Source organism: Salmonella sp. NW1250 (assembly GCF_051812965.1).
GTDB classification, from domain to species: domain Bacteria; phylum Pseudomonadota; class Gammaproteobacteria; order Enterobacterales; family Enterobacteriaceae; genus Salmonella; species Salmonella enterica.
The window spans coordinates 249,093-265,598 of record NZ_JAMNDD010000007.1; the positions used below are offsets into that span (position 1 = coordinate 249,093).

Here is a 16,506-nt window from a genome sequence, read left to right on the forward strand (position 1 = left end):
CGGGGTGGGGCGTAGGGGCGGGGAGGATGGAAAGAGGTTGTCGTATAAAGAAACTAGAGACCGTTAAACCACCTCTGTGTACATCACCAAAAAGGATGGGAGATATGAAGATTAAAACTGGCGTAGGCATCCTCGCATTATCCGCACTTACGACGATGATGATTTCCGCCCCGGCTCTCGCCAAAATTGAAGAAGGTAAACTGGTTATCTGGATCAACGGCGACAAGGGCTATAACGGTCTGGCCGAGGTCGGTAAAAAATTTGAGCAAGACACCGGCATTAAAGTGACCGTTGAGCACCCGGATAAGCTGGAAGAGAAATTCCCGCAGGTGGCAGCCACCGGCGACGGTCCTGACATTATCTTCTGGGCGCACGACCGTTTTGGCGGCTACGCGCAGTCTGGTCTGCTGGCGGAGGTCACTCCGGATAAAGCGTTTCAGGACAAACTCTATCCGTTCACCTGGGATGCGGTACGTTATAACGGCAAGCTGATCGCCTACCCCATCGCCGTTGAAGCCCTCTCCCTGATTTATAACAAAGACCTCGTCCCGAACCCGCCGAAAACCTGGGAAGAGATCCCGGCGCTGGATAAAGAGCTAAAAGCGAAAGGGAAGTCGGCGATAATGTTCAACCTGCAAGAGCCGTATTTCACCTGGCCTTTGATCGCCGCTGACGGCGGTTACGCGTTCAAATTTGAAAACGGCAAGTATGACGTGAAAGACGTTGGCGTCGACAACGCCGGCGCGAAAGCGGGCCTGACTTTCCTGATCGATATGATCAAGAACAAAAATATGAGCGCCGATACCGATTACTCCATCGCCGAAGCAGCCTTCAATAAAGGCGAAACGGCAATGACCATCAACGGTCCGTGGGCATGGTCGAACATCGACAAGAGCAAAGTCAACTACGGTGTCACCCTGCTGCCGACCTTCAAAGGTAAACCCTCGAAACCGTTCGTCGGCGTGCTGAGCGCGGGGATTAACGCTGCCAGCCCGAACAAGGAGCTGGCGAAAGAGTTCCTCGAAAACTACCTGCTGACCGATCAGGGTCTGGAAGCGGTGAACAAAGATAAACCGCTGGGCGCCGTGGCGCTGAAATCTTTCCAGGAGCAGTTAGCGAAAGACCCCCGTATCGCCGCCACCATGGATAACGCCCAGAAAGGCGAGATTATGCCGAATATTCCGCAGATGTCCGCCTTCTGGTATGCGGTACGTACGGCTGTGATCAACGCCGCCAGCGGCCGTCAAACCGTGGATGCCGCGCTGAAAGATGCACAAAGCCGTATCACTAAGTAATGCCGCGAGCCTGTGCCGGATGGCGGCATAAATGCCTTATCCGGCCTACAACACACCGTAGGCCTGATAAGCGCAGCGCCATCAGGCACATCTCCGGCCAGGAAGTTTCAACGCTGTAGAGGAAAACCCCCATGGATGTCATTAAAAAGAAACACTGGTGGCAAAGCGACCAGCTTAAATGGTCAGTAATTGGTCTGCTGGGCCTGCTGGTGGGTTACCTTGTAGTTTTAATGTACGTACAAGGGGAGTATCTGTTCGCCATCATGACGCTGATTTTAAGCTCTGCTGGCCTGTATATTTTCGCAAATCGTAAAACCTATGCCTGGCGCTACGTTTACCCTGGCCTCGCCGGCATGGGGCTGTTTGTGCTATTCCCGCTGGTGTGCACCATCGCCATCGCCTTTACTAACTATAGCAGCACCAACCAGCTCACCTTTGAACGCGCCCAGCAAGTGCTGATGGACCGTTCTTATCAGGCAGGAAAAACCTATAACTTCGGTCTTTACCCGACCGGCGACGAGTGGCAACTGGCCCTCACCGACGGAGAAACGGGCAAACATTACCTGTCTGACGCATTTTCCTTCGGCGGCGAACAAAAATTACAGCTGAAAGAGACCGATGCCCTGCCGGGCGGCGAACGCGCCAATCTGCGGATAATCACCCAGAACCGTCTGGCGTTGAACCAGATAACCGCCGTCCTGCCGGATGAAAGTAAAGTGATTATGAGCTCGCTGCGTCAGTTTTCCGGTACCCGTCCGCTGTACACACTGGCTGATGACGGCCTGCTTACCAATAACCAGAGCGGCGTAAAATACCGGCCAAATAACGATAGCGGTTATTATCAGTCGATCAACGCCGACGGAAGCTGGGGTGATGAAAAACTCAGTCCTGGTTATACCGTTACTATCGGCGCGAAAAACTTTACGCGCGTCTTTACCGACGAAGGGATCCAGAAGCCTTTTTTCGCTATCTTCGTCTGGACCGTGGTCTTTTCGGTCCTCACTGTGGTGTTAACCGTGGCGGTTGGGATGGTATTGGCCTGCCTCGTACAGTGGGAAGCGCTGAAAGGTAAAGCTATCTACCGCGTCCTGCTGATTCTGCCCTACGCCGTACCGTCGTTTATTTCAATTTTGATTTTCAAAGGGTTATTCAACCAAAGCTTTGGCGAAATCAATATGATGCTGAGCGCGCTGTTCGGCATTAAACCTGCCTGGTTCAGCGACCCCAACACCGCGCGGGCAATGGTGATTATCGTGAATACCTGGCTGGGCTATCCCTACATGATGATCCTGTGTATGGGGCTGCTGAAAGCGATTCCGGATGACCTGTACGAAGCCTCCGCAATGGACGGCGCCGGTCCATTTCAGAATTTCTTTAAGATCACCTTACCGCTGCTGATTAAGCCGCTAACGCCGCTGATGATCGCCAGCTTCGCCTTTAACTTTAATAACTTTGTCCTGATTCAACTGTTGACCAACGGCGGGCCAGACCGTCTCGGCACCACCACGCCTGCCGGTTATACCGATCTGCTCGTCAGCTACACCTACCGTATCGCCTTTGAAGGCGGCGGCGGTCAGGACTTCGGTCTGGCGGCGGCCATTGCCACGCTGATCTTCCTGCTGGTAGGCGCGCTGGCAATAGTGAACCTGAAAGCCACGCGTATGAAGTTTGATTAAGGGAGATAATAACAATGGCTATGGTCCAACCCAAATCTCAGAAACTGCGTCTCTTCATCACGCACCTGGGGCTGCTGATTTTCATCGCGGCGATTATGTTCCCGCTGCTGATGGTCATCGCTATCTCGCTACGTGAAGGGAACTTCGCCACCGGAAGCCTGATCCCGGACAAAATCTCCTGGGAACACTGGCGGCTGGCGCTGGGTTTCAGCGTGGAACACGCGGATGGTCGGGTAACGCCGCCGCCCTTCCCGGTCCTGCTGTGGCTGTGGAACTCGGTGAAAATCGCCGGTATTACCGCCATCGGCATCGTGGCGCTCTCCACCACCTGCGCCTACGCTTTCGCACGAATGCGTTTTCCAGGTAAAGCAACACTGCTCAAAGGGATGCTGATTTTCCAGATGTTTCCGGCGGTTTTGTCTCTGGTGGCGCTGTATGCGTTATTTGACCGCCTGGGACAATACATTCCATTTATCGGTCTGAATACGCATGGCGGCGTGATCTTCGCCTATCTTGGCGGCATCGCGCTGCATGTCTGGACGATTAAAGGCTACTTCGAAACTATCGACAGCTCGCTGGAAGAGGCCGCCGCGCTGGATGGCGCAACCCCGTGGCAGGCGTTTCGCCTGGTGCTGCTGCCGCTTTCCGTACCGATTCTGGCGGTGGTGTTTATTCTGTCGTTCATCGCGGCGATTACCGAAGTTCCGGTCGCCTCGCTGTTACTGCGCGATGTGGACAGCTATACGCTGGCCGTGGGTATGCAGCAATATCTCAACCCGCAAAACTACCTGTGGGGCGACTTTGCCGCCGCCGCCGTCCTTTCCGCTATTCCTATCACTCTGGTGTTCCTGTTGGCGCAACGTTGGCTGGTCAACGGCCTGACGGCTGGGGGGGTGAAAGGTTAAGTTTTATCGAAGTACCTGCCCGGCAACGGGCAATGCCACTGCCCTCAACTTATGTTATCCCCACTTATGGTCGTATTTTGGCGCTCTTCGGAGCGCTTTTTTTATGCGTTATAGACAGCGGCTGATTTATTGCCACGCCGTACGTCCGTTACGGTGTGGCGACGCCTATTCTCGCCGTAGTCGGTTCGAATTACATAACCACAACGTGATAACCAACAGGAGGATCGCCGCCGAATAGAGTAATACATCCATTGGCGTTTTATGATCGACAATGATCAGACGCACAATCGCCGTGATCCCAATGTACACGAAATAGCGCAGCGGAAAGTGAAGGCCAGACTTAAAGTACTTCACAATCAGCGCAATAAATTCGAAATAAAGAAAGTAGATCACCAGCCCTTCCACCAGTTCATATTTGCTGGCTTGCTCAGGCACGAATAATGCATCCGCCAGATGCACCGTTTCTTTACCGAGAAAAACGACCAGGATCAGACCGAGGGTAAGCAGCCCCAAATTTAGTACGTTTTGTAAAATCGTGGCGATAAACTCAAGACGTGAGCGCGATAATGGCATCATAACAGCCCCCTCTTTCTCTGCGGCGAGGTTTCTGTATAACGCACAAATGTGACGAGCATCTATATTTTTTATTTATGTTTATATTTTGTTCAATAAGATAATTTGCCGGATAGCGCCGTAAACGCCTTATCCGGCCTGAGTATTAACGGAAATTTACGCTCCTGTCACTGGTCATATCATACAGGCCAAACTTACGGCCAAGCTGTTGACCACCGTCACGCGTCAGCGGCGTCCAGCCAATTGCCGCACGACTTCGGGTTGGGCCGGACGAGAAGAGATCCAGCGGCACGGAAACATATACGCCTTTGGTAAAATCCCCTTCCCCATATTCATCCGGCGACGCATCGGTAATCGTCGCGTAACCGCCGACAACGACGCCGCTATCGAAGCGTTTGGCGATCTCCAGCGTACCGCCTTTATCGCCCGCCAGATACTGACCAACGCTGGCTTTCACCAGCACATCCTGGGCGAACGACGGCGTCCAGTATGCGGTCAAATGTCCGGTCTTCACGCTGTAATCGGTAAACTTCATCATATCCTGCGCGCTACGCCAGTCACGCTGTTTCACGTAGTTGGCATCCAGACCAAACGCCCAATTGCTGTCTACCGGGCGATACAGGACTTCCGCCCCGGCACCGCCAAACATGGTCTCCAGATAACCGCCATAGACCTGCCCATAGAAACCATTGCCAAAATACTGGAAGTAGTTGGCCTGTAGGTTATTCACATAAACATCATTCTGCACATACTCACGGACATGCGTGCGCACCCGCGGCAGATGCGAGTCCTTCGGCGGATTGGTGTAGTTAAATTTGTCGTAGTTGTTGGCGATATTGGCAAACACGCTGCCCGTGGTGAGCAAATGATCCGTGACCCACAGATCCGCAGTTCCCATTACGCCCAACTGATACATATAGAAGTTTTCCGGGCCGCCTACCGACTGATTCAGCACGGGATCAAGATGAAAATCAACGCGCGACTTGTCGATATACCAGCCCTGTTCAGTACTCTCTGGCACGATCGGCTCCACGCGTTTTTGCGCCAGCGGGGTTTCATGTCCCAGCGGTTCGCCTTCCAGATGGCGTTTCAGGCTGGCGACATCGGTTTCAGTGGTGACCTGCGGCAGATTAAGGCGGTTTTCCGTCACGCGGATCGTGCGGATCCCCTCCGGCAGATCGTTCATGACGATCCGGTTAGCGCGCACGATCCCTTCACGGGAGTCGCGGTACTTCACCTGTTCACCGGTAACGTATAGCGTATCGCCTTTGACCTGGATTTTCGGGTCCGCCAGACCGGCATTATATTTCAATAACGTTAATTGATTAGCCACTACCGAATGTTGCAGGATGGCATCCTGCGGCTGTGGTCGGTATTGCGGGCGTGAATTGTCATGATACGCGGGACGTAAATCGTTGAAATTGGTGCGCAGCGTAACGCCAAACATAAAGGTGTTGCCGCGCTCGTAGCTGAGGTTAACGTCGGCCCAATCGGTGACGCGGTAAATGGCGCCGACGTTAAACTTGCTCTTCTGTTCCAGTTTCCCCGCAAAATCCTGCTGATAGTTATTGCCTTCATACTCCAGCTTCAGGCGTAGCGGTTGCCACGGGGTCTGGTATTCCACGCCGCCAAACAGCGAAGCCGGGCCGTGAAACATATCGCTACCGTCGACGGAACCGGCCTCTTTATAGCTGTTATCACGCGAACAGAATTTATCACTATACGAACAGAAAGGATTAGACACATTGCCGCTGGTGCCAAGATAGCCCCAGCCGAGACCTAATGAAAAATCAAATGGCCCCCAGGCCTTACTCGCTACAATATATTCCGCATCAAACAGCCCCGTCCCGCCGATATCGCGCGCGCCAACCGCCACCTGCGGCATCCAGTAACTCTCTTCCCACAACCGCAGTTTCACATCAAACGCTTTATCTTTGTAAGTCTGGTCGCCGGAGAATGATTCCACGCTGCTGTACTTTTTCGTACGGACATCGGTATAGCGCAACGTGGTTTCCAGCCACGGGAAAAGCTGAACCGAAGCCGAGTAGTAGCGGTACTGATCGTTATCGCGATAGTTCAGACTCATCTCCCCTTCACGCGCCATACGCGCTGTCGGCGTTTGCAGCAGGCCCACGCCGCCAAAGTCAGATTGTGAAGGCCCAACAGGGGCTGGATATGTTTCGGCATGGCAGGCCGCGCTAATACCCAGCGCCAGCACGCTGAGCAGATGTGTTTTTTTCATTATTCCGGTATCCGCTGCGTCAGGGTATGAAGAATGTCGGCATTTATCGCCTCCGGCGTGCCGCGCCAAAGGGAATCGGCAAAACCGACAAAAATGATGCTGCCGGGCATTGGCTCGATATGACGTTTATTCCAGTAAGCCACCGGCGCTTTTTGGCTGCGTCCATCAGGGTAAACCACCCAGGCATAGCTACGATCCGCGCCGCTGAGTAAGCGCTGACCCTCGAGATAACTGGCGACGTCCCGCCCAGGGACGAACGGCTGGCTGCCCGGCTGGCTAATCAAGCCAAAGAGCGTCACCTGCGTGGGTTGCGGCCCGACCCAGAGCGTGTAGTGACCTTGCAGCGGCGGGTTACCACGTTCGCTCACCCGAACTACGTCAGGATCAAGATTCACGAATTGTCTGCCCGTCACCTTCACCGCCTGAATCTGTCGGCGCAGTGTGTTTATCGCCGCCGCCGCATCGCCATCTTCCTCAGCGCTGAGCGCCGCCAGTCGCCCGAGAAGTTCCTGCTGCTGTTGACGCGCCGTCACGGTCGCCTGTTCTTCGCCTATCACCGCCGCAGGCCACCAGCTCGTTGCCAGGCGCGGCTGTCCGACTAAATCGAGCAGATGTTCAGCGTCTGTCAGCGTTTTAGGCTCGCTATTACCCTGGGTAAAAACGGTAACAGTGCCGCTGGCAAAGGCGGATGACGCGATAAAGGCCAGCGCCAGCGCGCTTATCGTCCTTTTCATCATGATTTTGCCGCCTTAATCAGCGTGGTTTTCACCGGAAAGTAATTCGCGCCCAGATACTGTTCCGTCTGGCGAATTTGGCCTTCGCTATCAATCCAGTAGCGATTACGCCAGCGCGTTTGATCGGTCGTCACTTCTTCATCCAGCACCCGCACGGCGGTCTCTTCACTGCCGACGCTAACGCTATCGGTCCCTCGCCATGTAAAAACGGAACGGGCGGTGGCGTAACGCACCTGGCGATGTTCGGTCCAGCCCAGGGTGCGAGTCCAGGTCGCACCATCGATAATCTGTCCTGGTTTCGCCAGCGGGTCGGTCGCCAGATTATTCACATCGATCAGGTTGTCGCCGCTGAGCAGAGTTTTGACCAGACGGCCATGCTGCGTCACGATCGTCGCGCCATCCTGCGTCACCCATTTCTGCTGCCCGTTTTCCGAGAAAGCGAGCACCACAAACAGTTGAGGACCGCCGTTAAGCTGCATGTACTGGCTGGCATAAGGTATGTTTTGAATATCGTCATCCGTTAGCTGTACGCCTGGCGTACCGAACAAACTGTCCCACAGTGAATCGCCCAGGCCTTTAGTGGTGGCCGAACACGCCTGTAATAGCAGGCAAATCAGGATAAGTGCGAGTCGCTTCACGACGCTTCTCCAGAGGGGCAAAATAACCACACCGGAGTGTGGTTATGGTTAAACGTACCGATACTACTGGGTACTGGTGGTCGTGGTGGTCGTGGTTCCGGTATTGGAACCATCGCCGCCGCCGGTTGCCGCTAACGCGACGCCCACCGCCGAACTTACGGTGCTAACGCTGGTAGCGGAGGAGCTTCCCGCCGATACCGACGTCGCTGCCGACCCTGCCGCTTCACCCACCTGAACGGGGGCTGCCGAGACAGATGTCGCCGCAAGCGCGGTTATGGCAAAAATGCCATACAGTACTTTTTTCATCATAATTTCCCTTCATTGAATGAATGGAGATTTACCCAAAAGAATTTCGGGCGCTACCGAGTATACACAACCAAAGCAGGCGGATTATGTCCGGGAGAAATAACAGCGAAGTTTTAGGATAATTAAACTTTAAAGAAGTAACGCCTACATTATTTAATTAACAAACAAATAAAATCAATAAGTTAAAATTAAACTAAAAGACATCGGCATCCGTATAATCTGAAAATAACGCAGAGTGATTTTCTGGTTATTGCTTATTTTAGGATTAAGCTCAATATAAAATTGTGGGGATAAAGACGGACAAGCGGAATTATCTTATAAAAAAGCCGATATGAATATCGGCCTTTTTATTATCTTATTCTCTTTTTGCCGGATGGCGGTGAAACGCCTTATCCGGCCCACAGACGCTATGCATTACGTAGACCGGATAAGCGCAGCGCCATCAGGCGCGCCAGGCTTTATAACGGTTAATCAGACCGTTGGTAGAGCTATCATGGGACGAAATAGCTTTATCATCGCCCAGCTCCGGCAGAATACGGTTAGCCAACTGTTTACCCAACTCAACGCCCCACTGGTCGAAAGTAAAGATGTTCAGGATGACGCCCTGCGTAAAGATTTTATGCTCATACAACGCAATCAGCGCACCCAGGCTGAACGGCGTAATTTCGCGCAGAAGGATAGAGTTGGTCGGGCGGTTGCCTTCAAACACTTTGAATGGCACAACGTGTTCAAGCTGCGCCGGATCTTTACCCTGATCGCGATATTCCTGCTCAACCACCTCGCGGGATTTACCAAACGCCAGCGCTTCGGTCTGCGCGAAGAAGTTAGACAGCAGCTTCTGATGATGATCGGATAGCGGGTTATGGGTGATAGCCGGGGCAATAAAGTCACACGGCACCATTTTAGTACCCTGGTGAATCAATTGATAAAACGCGTGCTGACCGTTGGTGCCTGGTTCGCCCCAGATAATTGGGCCTGTCTGGTAATCCACGGCGTTGCCGTTACGGTCAACGTATTTACCGTTGGATTCCATGTTGCCCTGCTGGAAGTAGGCGGCGAAACGGTGCATATACTGGTCGTACGGCAGAATGGCTTCGGTTTCCGCGCCGAAGAAATTGTTGTACCAGATGCCAATCAACGCCAGCAGAATGGGTAGGTTTTTCTCCGCCGGAGTGGTGGAGAAATGCTTGTCCATCGCGTGCGCGCCGGAAAGCAGCTCGACAAAGTTGTCGAAACCGACGGACAGAATAATGGACAGCCCGATGGCAGACCACAGCGAGTAACGACCGCCGACCCAGTCCCAGAACTCGAACATATTGGCCGTGTCGATACCAAATTCGCCGACCGCTTTGGCGTTGGTGGAGAGCGCAGCAAAGTGTTTCGCCACGTGTTTTTCATCGCCTGCAGTTTTCAGGAACCAGTCGCGCGCGCTGTGGGCGTTGGTCATGGTTTCCTGGGTGGTGAAAGTTTTCGACGCGACCAGGAACAGCGTGGTTTCAGGGTTCACTTTCTTCAGCACTTCAGCGATGTGCGTGCCATCGACGTTAGAGACGAAGTGCATGTTCAGATGGTTTTTATACGGACGCAGCGCTTCGGTCACCATGAACGGGCCGAGGTCGGAACCGCCGATACCGATGTTCACCACGTCGGTGATGGCCTTACCGGTGTAGCCTTTCCACTGACCGGAGATAATCGCTTGCGAGAAAGTTTTCATTTTCTCAAGCACGGCGTTCACTTCCGGCATCACATCTTTGCCGTCCACAATGATCGGCGTATTGCTACGGTTACGCAGCGCCACGTGCAGCACGGCGCGGTCTTCGGTGCGGTTGATCTTCTCGCCGGAGAACATGGATTTAATCGCGCCGGCCAAATCGGTCTCTTTCGCCAGATCCTGTAATTTTGCCAGCGTCTCTTCGGTGATGCGGTTTTTGGAGAAATCCACCAGCATCAGATCGTCAAACGTCGCGGAAAATTTAGCGAAACGGTCGCTATCGTTCGCGAAAAGCTCAGCGATCGTAACGTCTTTCATTTCATCGTAGTGTTTCTGGAGCGCCTGCCAGGCAGAAGTCTGCGTTGGATTGATGTTTTTCATTAGCAATACTCTTCTGATTTGAGAATTGTGACTGGGATCGATTGTAACGCCAGTCACAGAAAAGTGTGATTGTTTTAGTGCCGTTGCCCCAGGCACTGTCGAATGAGGATAAAAAGTATATACCCTAAATAATTCGAGGTGCAGAAAGGCGGCAAGTGGGTGAGTCGCCGGGCGCATAGATAAGCCAACATACTACAAACGGGTATCGGGGTTATAAGCGCTGTTACTGAGCCTAAACTCAGCATAAAAAATCCGCATAATCCCAACGTTGACAGTCCAGGCCACAACTTTTATTTATAAATACGTTACTTGCATTTGCGCCTGCACCGGTTTCTGTTCTGCCTTTGTGCCATGGTCGCGTTTTTCATTTCCTGACACGAGGTTGATATGACAGAGATCGTTGTTTCCAAATTTGGCGGTACCAGCGTCGCTGATTTTGACGCCATGAACCGTAGCGCGGATATCGTACTTTCCGATGCCAATGTTCGTTTAGTCGTGCTTTCCGCGTCTGCCGGCATCACTAATCTGCTGGTGGCGCTGGCCGAAGGGATGGAGCCTGGCGAACGTTTCGCTACGCTCGACGCCATCCGTAAAATCCAGTTCGATATCCTTGATCGTCTGCGTCATCCGAATGTCATTCGCGAAGAGATTGAACGCCTGCTGGAAAACATCACTATTCTGGCGGAGGCGGCATCGCTGGCGACATCGGCAGCCCTGACCGATGAACTGGTCAGCCACGGCGAGCTGATGTCTACCCTGCTATTTGTTGAGATCCTGCGTGAACGCGACGTACAGGCCCACTGGTTCGACGTGCGCAAAGTGATGCGTACCAGCGATCGCTTTGGTCGTGCGGAACCGGACGTCGCAGCGCTTGCGGAACTGGCCGCGCAGCAGTTGCTCCCGCGCCTGAGCGAAACGTTGGTCATTACTCAGGGTTTTATCGGCAGTGAAAGCAAAGGCCGCACCACGACATTAGGCCGCGGCGGCAGCGACTATACGGCAGCGTTGCTGGCTGAAGCGCTCCATGCCGCGCGGGTTGATATCTGGACAGATGTGCCCGGTATTTACACCACCGACCCGCGCGTGGTGCCCGTCGCGCAGCGAATTGATGAAATCGACTTTGAAGAAGCGGCGGAGATGGCAACCTTCGGCGCAAAAGTACTGCATCCAGCCACCTTACTCCCGGCCGTGCGCAGCGATATCCCGGTCTTCGTTGGCTCCAGTAAAGATCCGCAAGCGGGCGGTACGCTGGTGTGCAATAAAACCCAAAACCCGCCGCTGTTCCGCGCGCTGGCGCTGCGCCGCAATCAAACGCTATTGACGCTGCACAGCCTGAATATGCTGCACTCGCGAGGTTTCCTGGCAGAGGTGTTCGGCATTCTGGCGCGGCATAATATTTCGGTAGATCTGATTACCACTTCGGAGGTGAGCGTCGCGCTGACGCTGGATACTACCGGCTCCACCTCCACGGGCGATACGTTACTGACCCAATCCTTATTGATGGAGCTTTCCGCGCTGTGTCGGGTCGAAGTCGAAGAAGGACTGGCGCTGGTCGCGCTGATTGGCAACAACCTGTCAAAAGCCTGCGGTGTTGGTAAAGAAGTGTTTGGCGTCCTGGAACCGTTCAACATTCGCATGATTTGTTACGGCGCCTCCAGCCACAATCTGTGCTTCCTCGTGCCGGGAGACGATGCCGAGAAAGTGGTGCAAAAGCTACATCAGAACTTATTTGAATAATCGCCCTGACACGACAGCGGGTGAGCGCTATCAGGCAATACGCTGCCCGATGGCGACGCAAGCGCCTTATCCGGCCTGTCGCAGCTCCCGGCGTATAGCGCTTGTCGCTATACGCCATACCCGATATCGCTTACAGCATACGCCGCTGGTGCTGTTTTTCCGTGTGGACCCGCTTAACGATTTTATAGATCCACTGCAGTGTCAAATTGTACTTTTTGGCCAGCTCCGCATAATTACGCCCATCGCACTCGCTGTAAATCTGATAATCCCGTTCCGAAGCCCGACCAGAGATACCTTTGGGGAAATAAATGCTTTGCCCGCCCCAGTTGCGCATCATTCTGTCAGCAATTTCCTGACCGGCATTTTCGGCTGACGCGCTATCAATATTCATGCTTTCAATAAGTACCTGCGACGCATGAAACGCCAGATCGTTAATAATCTCCGGAAGCCGAACCATTTCTTTTGATTTCTGAATCATATTTTATCTCCATATCCAGCACCATGCTCCCCGTGACGGCACCAAAAAGGGAAGCGTAAAAAACGGTGCAATAACTACCTATCAATATATTCAAAATATATATAAATATTTACTATCAACGACATTTAATTATAAATTAAAAGAATGTTCAGTTTACATAGCAAATGAAGTATTATAAAAAACCATCTTATAGTATTTTTACCAATTGATACGTGAACCTCCTGCGATAATAACATTTATTTAACAAGCTAGCTTTCTTCATTGGAGGAAGAAAAAATCAAACTCTTACATTGCTTATTATTTTCCATATCTAAAAAAGGAAGTGGATTACGGGAATACTGGCGGCATGAGATTATTCGCAGGAATGAATTTTCATTATGTCGATTACTTATGCAGGCCAATAACAATCGCCGTCGTAATTTTTTATTTTGGTGGCGTCTGGCAAATGAGATGTATATCTATGGTTCAAAAAAACAGAAAAAAACTGGATTATGGATTAATCGCAAACTAAATTCCAAATTTGGAATTGATATAGAGCTGGGAGCAGTAATCGGCTATGGTTTGGATATTCCGCATCACATGGGGATCGTCATCACGAAAAAGGCTCGTATCGGTTGTAATTTATCGCTTAAGCAAAATACAACAGTAGGGAACAAGCAAGGTTTAAAAGAAGATGATTTCATTATTATTGGCAATAATGTAGATATAGGAGCCAACACCTGCATTATAGGCTCTATTACTATCGGTGATAATGTTACTATTGGAGCAATGTCATTTGTAAATAAGAGCATTCCAGCAAATAGCATATATATTACAAAAAAAACATCAGAAGTAATCCCAGTAATAAATCACAAAAAATGGGATTAATCTAAATCTTAAGATTGCAATATTTTATAGGCTTTTCTCGTCTGGTTAATAGACTAAAAATAAAACATTTCTTTTGTGAATGATTGTTAAGTTCATTCTCTGACCTGATGTCCACATCACTATTCTGATAGAGCGTTTAGTAAGGCCCGGTAGCGTAAGCGCCATCGGGCGATACGTTGCCGGATGGCGACGCAGGCGCGTCATCCAGCGGTTCCGCGCCAGGCACTGCCGGTGGAATACTGCTCAGGAATCCGCAACACCCTACTCGTCCCATCAACATGGGCAGCTTTCCCCTATTTATGCCCTCCTCATTTTGAACTTCGTCACAAAACCACACAAAACAACATAAAGCAAAAACATAAATTAATCGTTATACTTTAATAAGTTACCTTTAAAAATTGAGATCGTTTGGTATAAAACCACTTTTTCATTGTTGCTTTATTTTGTTTTAGTTGGAATTATGATTACACTACAACACAGATAACCCCCTTACCCTATTTGAGGCCGCTATGAAAAAAATTGCGATTATTGGAAGCAGTGGAGGCAACCTCTACAACCTGGGTGGCGCCGAGCCAGAGAAGTTACTCCAGGAGATTTATCAGCAGTGTGAGGCTGCGGGCGTGAATGTGGCCGCCGTACAGTTTATCGCGGCAGAAGCCTCGATGGACGTCGCCAAACCGGATACCCCGGCATCGGTTTATGCATTAACCACAGAAAACCAACAAAAACCACAGCGCATATTTCAGGGCAAACTTTCGGAGGTAAACACCTCGGTAGTAGAAAGCGATCGCCAAATCGCTGAGATGATCCGCCGCGGTGAGATCGATGGGATCGTGGTAATGAGCGCCGATCCGGTAAAGGCGAACCAGGCCGTTTTTGCCGCCGCCGTTGAGATGAAAACACCGATTGTCGGCACCGGGGGAACCTCCATGGCGCTGGTGGCGGCAAAGGGGGCAAATGTGGTCGCGACCTCGGGAACAACCGGCACCACCAGCCGTACCCGCGCCGTCTCCTTCGTGGCGTCGCTGTGTAAACATTGGGGTATCAAGTACAAACCACAGTTGGGTAGCGCTTCGCCCTCACAGAGCGGTTCCGGAAAAAGCCTGCTCAAACGTTTTAACATTCGTAGCATCATGATCCCTGCTCTACCAGGCTTTATCGCCATGGCGATTGTACTCGCCCTGAGCCACATACCAGGACTGGAAAAACTTAACGATATCTTTGAAATCTTATTAAAAGGTCTGCCAGTGTTAGTCGCGGTACTGGCGGCAAAACAGATTTCCGAACTGGATGAAGTTTCAATTGTGGCCGGGGTCGTCGCTGGCGTGCTTTCCGTAGAGGGCGGACTGATCGGCGGCATTATCGGTGGTGTAATGGCGGGGATTTTCGTCCGTTGGCTGTTCGAGCTGTGCCTGAACTGGCGCTTCCCAATGACTACCGTCAACATCGTCGCCGGTGGGATATCGGGCCTTGCCGCTGGGTTAATCATGCACTATCTGCTGAGTCCGCTGGCGCTATCTGCGGGTAATTACATCAAACTGGCTATCGAAAGCACGCTGGCATTCAGCCCAATTCTTGCCGGGCTGCTGGCTGGTCTGGTTATCTGGCCTGCCATTCTCGGCGGCGTCTATCACGCGGTAATCCTGCCGTTGGTGCTGCTGGAGATGGAAAAATCCGGCGTCAGCTTCCTCGGCGCGGTCGATATGGTCGGTCTGGTGATGGTGGCCGCAGGTATTAACCTTGCCAATGTGATCGCCCCGCGTGAAAAAAGCGAAGCTGCCGTTGCTACGCCGGGCCTGCTCATTAACCTGGGTTTTGGCACCTTTGTTGAATCCGCCTATCCCTTCATGTTCGCCAACAAAATTGTTTTTGGCTCCGCCATTTTTTGGGCCGGAATGGGCGGCATGATGCTGGGCTTTTTTAACGTCAAAGGCGTGGCCTATGTTCCGGCTTTCGCCTCACCGTTCTTATCCAGCAATGCGCTCCAGATGGCCATCGTAATGATTGCCACAATGGCGATGACCTGCCTTACCACCATTATTGCTAACCGTTTCAAACCTGTCGTACAGAGCGAATCAACAACGACAGCCGTTAATTAATGCACCAACACCAGAGGTACACCATGTTTAAAGGCGATATGAATAAAAAACGTGCCAAAGCGTTACAGAAAGTGAAAGAAGCCATCACGCTTCACGGTGGGCAAACTATCCTCAGCACAGGAATAACTGGCGACGATGCGCGCCTGGCGAAAGCCGTGTGTGAGGCTGGCGTTAAGCTTCTGGAGCCGAACCACCCTGCGTTGGCGCTGGCGCGTGGACACAAAGGCGTGAGCAACATGCACGCGGCGGAGCAGATTCGTCACGAAATCACCAATAGCCAGATGGCTGAGGCCGTACACGGTGTGCGTAATGTGGTCCCGGACGATATTTTTATCACCGTTGGTATCGCCGGCGGTTTTACCGAAACCTTACCGGTGCCGCTCAGCGAAACGGAAATTCTGGAGATTGCCCGCGCTGGAGCCGACGGTTTACATACGCATAAATCCGACTGGGACGATCTGCAGGACATCGTTAATCTCGCCCATCAATATGGTCTGACCGTCGATGCCTATATTGGCCATCCTGACGATCTGCATACTTTCGGTATTCCTGCACGCACGCCGGAAGAGGTCGCCAGCGTGGCGAAGCGGATGCAGGATATCGGCGTGGATATGATTGGTCTGATGACCGGCATGAGCTATGAAGGCGTAGCGGCAGGCGATATCCCGCAGATGATTAAAGATCGCCTGCGGGCGTTGGTCGGCGCGGTGGATGTTCCGACGCTGGCGGAAGGCGGGATTAACCTCGCCAACGCGAAAGCGTTTAAAGATACCGGAGTCAATATTTTGGTGGTCGGTACGGCTATCGACAACATGGTGTGCAACGCCGCCAAAGAAGCCGTTACGCCTTTTATTGTTCATTGAT

15 protein-coding genes and 2 pseudogenes are annotated in these 16,506 nt (G+C 52.1%); 8 read left to right on the forward strand and 9 right to left on the reverse strand.

Features of this window, described 5'->3' with window-relative positions:
• Positions 1 to 104 precede the first annotated feature (104 nt).
• Positions 105 to 1,295, forward strand: coding sequence for a maltose/maltodextrin ABC transporter substrate-binding protein MalE (gene malE / locus NBA72_RS14525; protein ID WP_000695415.1), 1,191 nt, complete (start codon positions 105 to 107; stop codon positions 1,293 to 1,295).
• Here malE and NBA72_RS14530 read toward each other — a convergent pair.
• A pseudogene (locus NBA72_RS14530) lies at positions 1,244 to 1,384 on the reverse strand (hypothetical protein); the annotation flags it as partial. The gene malE and the pseudogene NBA72_RS14530 sit on opposite strands and share 52 nt — an antisense overlap.
• 42 nt (positions 1,385 to 1,426) lie before the next feature.
• Between NBA72_RS14530 and malF the strand changes: the two are divergent.
• On the forward strand, positions 1,427 to 2,971 hold the full coding sequence (gene malF, locus NBA72_RS14535; protein WP_000382573.1) for a maltose ABC transporter permease MalF: 1,545 nt from the start codon (positions 1,427 to 1,429) through the stop codon (positions 2,969 to 2,971).
• A gap of 14 nt (positions 2,972 to 2,985) precedes the next feature.
• On the forward strand, positions 2,986 to 3,876 hold the full coding sequence (gene malG, locus NBA72_RS14540; protein WP_001252081.1) for a maltose ABC transporter permease MalG: 891 nt from the start codon (positions 2,986 to 2,988) through the stop codon (positions 3,874 to 3,876).
• A 165-nt stretch (positions 3,877 to 4,041) separates the two neighbouring features.
• Here malG and psiE read toward each other — a convergent pair whose 3' ends face one another.
• The 6 genes from psiE to pgi form a co-directional block, all read right to left on the reverse strand.
• Positions 4,042 to 4,452 (reverse strand): phosphate-starvation-inducible protein PsiE, encoded by a 411-nt coding sequence (psiE, locus tag NBA72_RS14545; protein WP_000982752.1) that lies wholly within the window; start codon positions 4,450 to 4,452, stop codon positions 4,042 to 4,044.
• A gap of 142 nt (positions 4,453 to 4,594) precedes the next feature.
• Positions 4,595 to 6,691 carry a YjbH domain-containing protein gene (locus tag NBA72_RS14550; protein WP_000750805.1) on the reverse strand — a complete coding sequence of 699 codons (2,097 nt, stop codon included), beginning with the start codon at positions 6,689 to 6,691 and terminating at the stop codon, positions 4,595 to 4,597.
• The gene (locus NBA72_RS14555; RefSeq protein ID WP_042949379.1) at positions 6,691 to 7,428 is read right to left on the reverse strand and encodes a capsule biosynthesis GfcC family protein; all 738 of its coding nucleotides are present in this window, start codon (positions 7,426 to 7,428) and stop codon (positions 6,691 to 6,693) included. The genes NBA72_RS14550 and NBA72_RS14555 overlap by 1 nt, the downstream gene beginning before the upstream one ends.
• Positions 7,425 to 8,063 (reverse strand): YjbF family lipoprotein, encoded by a 639-nt coding sequence (locus tag NBA72_RS14560; RefSeq protein WP_042949381.1) that lies wholly within the window; start codon positions 8,061 to 8,063, stop codon positions 7,425 to 7,427. The genes NBA72_RS14555 and NBA72_RS14560 overlap by 4 nt, the downstream gene beginning before the upstream one ends.
• Positions 8,064 to 8,126: 63 nt before the next feature.
• Positions 8,127 to 8,369, reverse strand: a complete 243-nt coding sequence (gene yjbE / locus NBA72_RS14565) for an exopolysaccharide production protein YjbE (RefSeq protein WP_001541297.1) — start codon at positions 8,367 to 8,369, stop codon at positions 8,127 to 8,129.
• A 442-nt stretch (positions 8,370 to 8,811) separates the two neighbouring features.
• Positions 8,812 to 10,461, reverse strand: a complete 1,650-nt coding sequence (gene pgi, locus NBA72_RS14570) for a glucose-6-phosphate isomerase (protein WP_000790028.1) — start codon at positions 10,459 to 10,461, stop codon at positions 8,812 to 8,814.
• A 387-nt stretch (positions 10,462 to 10,848) separates the two neighbouring features.
• On the opposite strand from pgi, the gene lysC reads away from it, so the two are divergent.
• Positions 10,849 to 12,198, forward strand: coding sequence for a lysine-sensitive aspartokinase 3 (gene lysC, locus NBA72_RS14575; RefSeq protein ID WP_000136394.1), 1,350 nt, complete (start codon positions 10,849 to 10,851; stop codon positions 12,196 to 12,198).
• Between the two features lie 130 nt (positions 12,199 to 12,328).
• Here lysC and NBA72_RS14580 read toward each other — a convergent pair whose 3' ends face one another.
• On the reverse strand, positions 12,329 to 12,676 hold the full coding sequence (locus NBA72_RS14580) for a Mor transcription activator family protein (protein ID WP_001651225.1): 348 nt from the start codon (positions 12,674 to 12,676) through the stop codon (positions 12,329 to 12,331).
• A gap of 322 nt (positions 12,677 to 12,998) precedes the next feature.
• Here NBA72_RS14580 and NBA72_RS14585 point away from each other — a divergent pair.
• Positions 12,999 to 13,225 (forward strand): annotated as a pseudogene (locus tag NBA72_RS14585) (hypothetical protein); the annotation flags it as partial.
• A 30-nt stretch (positions 13,226 to 13,255) separates the two neighbouring features.
• Positions 13,256 to 13,543, forward strand: coding sequence for a DapH/DapD/GlmU-related protein (locus NBA72_RS14590; RefSeq protein WP_001675416.1), 288 nt, complete (start codon positions 13,256 to 13,258; stop codon positions 13,541 to 13,543).
• Positions 13,544 to 13,679: 136 nt separating this feature from the next.
• Here NBA72_RS14590 and NBA72_RS14595 read toward each other — a convergent pair whose 3' ends face one another.
• Positions 13,680 to 13,823, reverse strand: coding sequence for a hypothetical protein (locus tag NBA72_RS14595; protein ID WP_170318145.1), 144 nt, complete (start codon positions 13,821 to 13,823; stop codon positions 13,680 to 13,682).
• 229 nt (positions 13,824 to 14,052) lie between these two features.
• Between NBA72_RS14595 and NBA72_RS14600 the strand changes: the two genes are divergently transcribed.
• Together NBA72_RS14600 and NBA72_RS14605 are read left to right on the forward strand one after the other, a co-directional pair.
• Positions 14,053 to 15,642 carry a PTS sugar transporter gene (locus NBA72_RS14600; RefSeq protein ID WP_000716849.1) on the forward strand — a complete coding sequence of 530 codons (1,590 nt, stop codon included), beginning with the start codon at positions 14,053 to 14,055 and terminating at the stop codon, positions 15,640 to 15,642.
• Between the two features lie 23 nt (positions 15,643 to 15,665).
• Complete coding sequence (locus NBA72_RS14605; RefSeq protein ID WP_000472332.1) at positions 15,666 to 16,505, forward strand: hypothetical protein; 840 nt, start codon at positions 15,666 to 15,668, stop codon at positions 16,503 to 16,505.
• The last annotated feature ends 1 nt before the right edge of the window (position 16,506 follow it).

Excerpts from the sequence above, each read along its gene's own strand:
- NBA72_RS14595 (WP_170318145.1), bottom strand. The coding sequence starts at position 13,823 with ATGTTGATGGGACGAGTAGGGTGTTGCGGATTCCTGAGCAGTATTCCA.
- psiE (WP_000982752.1), bottom strand. The coding sequence starts at position 4,452 with ATGATGCCATTATCGCGCTCACGTCTTGAGTTTATCGCCACGATTTTA.
- yjbE (WP_001541297.1), bottom strand. The coding sequence starts at position 8,369 with ATGAAAAAAGTACTGTATGGCATTTTTGCCATAACCGCGCTTGCGGCG.
- NBA72_RS14600 (WP_000716849.1), top strand. The coding sequence starts at position 14,053 with ATGAAAAAAATTGCGATTATTGGAAGCAGTGGAGGCAACCTCTACAAC.
- malG (WP_001252081.1), top strand. The coding sequence starts at position 2,986 with ATGGCTATGGTCCAACCCAAATCTCAGAAACTGCGTCTCTTCATCACG.
- NBA72_RS14550 (WP_000750805.1), bottom strand. The coding sequence starts at position 6,691 with ATGAAAAAAACACATCTGCTCAGCGTGCTGGCGCTGGGTATTAGCGCG.
- lysC (WP_000136394.1), top strand. The coding sequence starts at position 10,849 with ATGACAGAGATCGTTGTTTCCAAATTTGGCGGTACCAGCGTCGCTGAT.
- malE (WP_000695415.1), top strand. The coding sequence starts at position 105 with ATGAAGATTAAAACTGGCGTAGGCATCCTCGCATTATCCGCACTTACG.
- NBA72_RS14605 (WP_000472332.1), top strand. The coding sequence starts at position 15,666 with ATGTTTAAAGGCGATATGAATAAAAAACGTGCCAAAGCGTTACAGAAA.
- pgi (WP_000790028.1), bottom strand. The coding sequence starts at position 10,461 with ATGAAAAACATCAATCCAACGCAGACTTCTGCCTGGCAGGCGCTCCAG.
- NBA72_RS14555 (WP_042949379.1), bottom strand. The coding sequence starts at position 7,428 with ATGATGAAAAGGACGATAAGCGCGCTGGCGCTGGCCTTTATCGCGTCA.
- NBA72_RS14580 (WP_001651225.1), bottom strand. The coding sequence starts at position 12,676 with ATGATTCAGAAATCAAAAGAAATGGTTCGGCTTCCGGAGATTATTAAC.
- NBA72_RS14590 (WP_001675416.1), top strand. The coding sequence starts at position 13,256 with ATGGGGATCGTCATCACGAAAAAGGCTCGTATCGGTTGTAATTTATCG.
- malF (WP_000382573.1), top strand. The coding sequence starts at position 1,427 with ATGGATGTCATTAAAAAGAAACACTGGTGGCAAAGCGACCAGCTTAAA.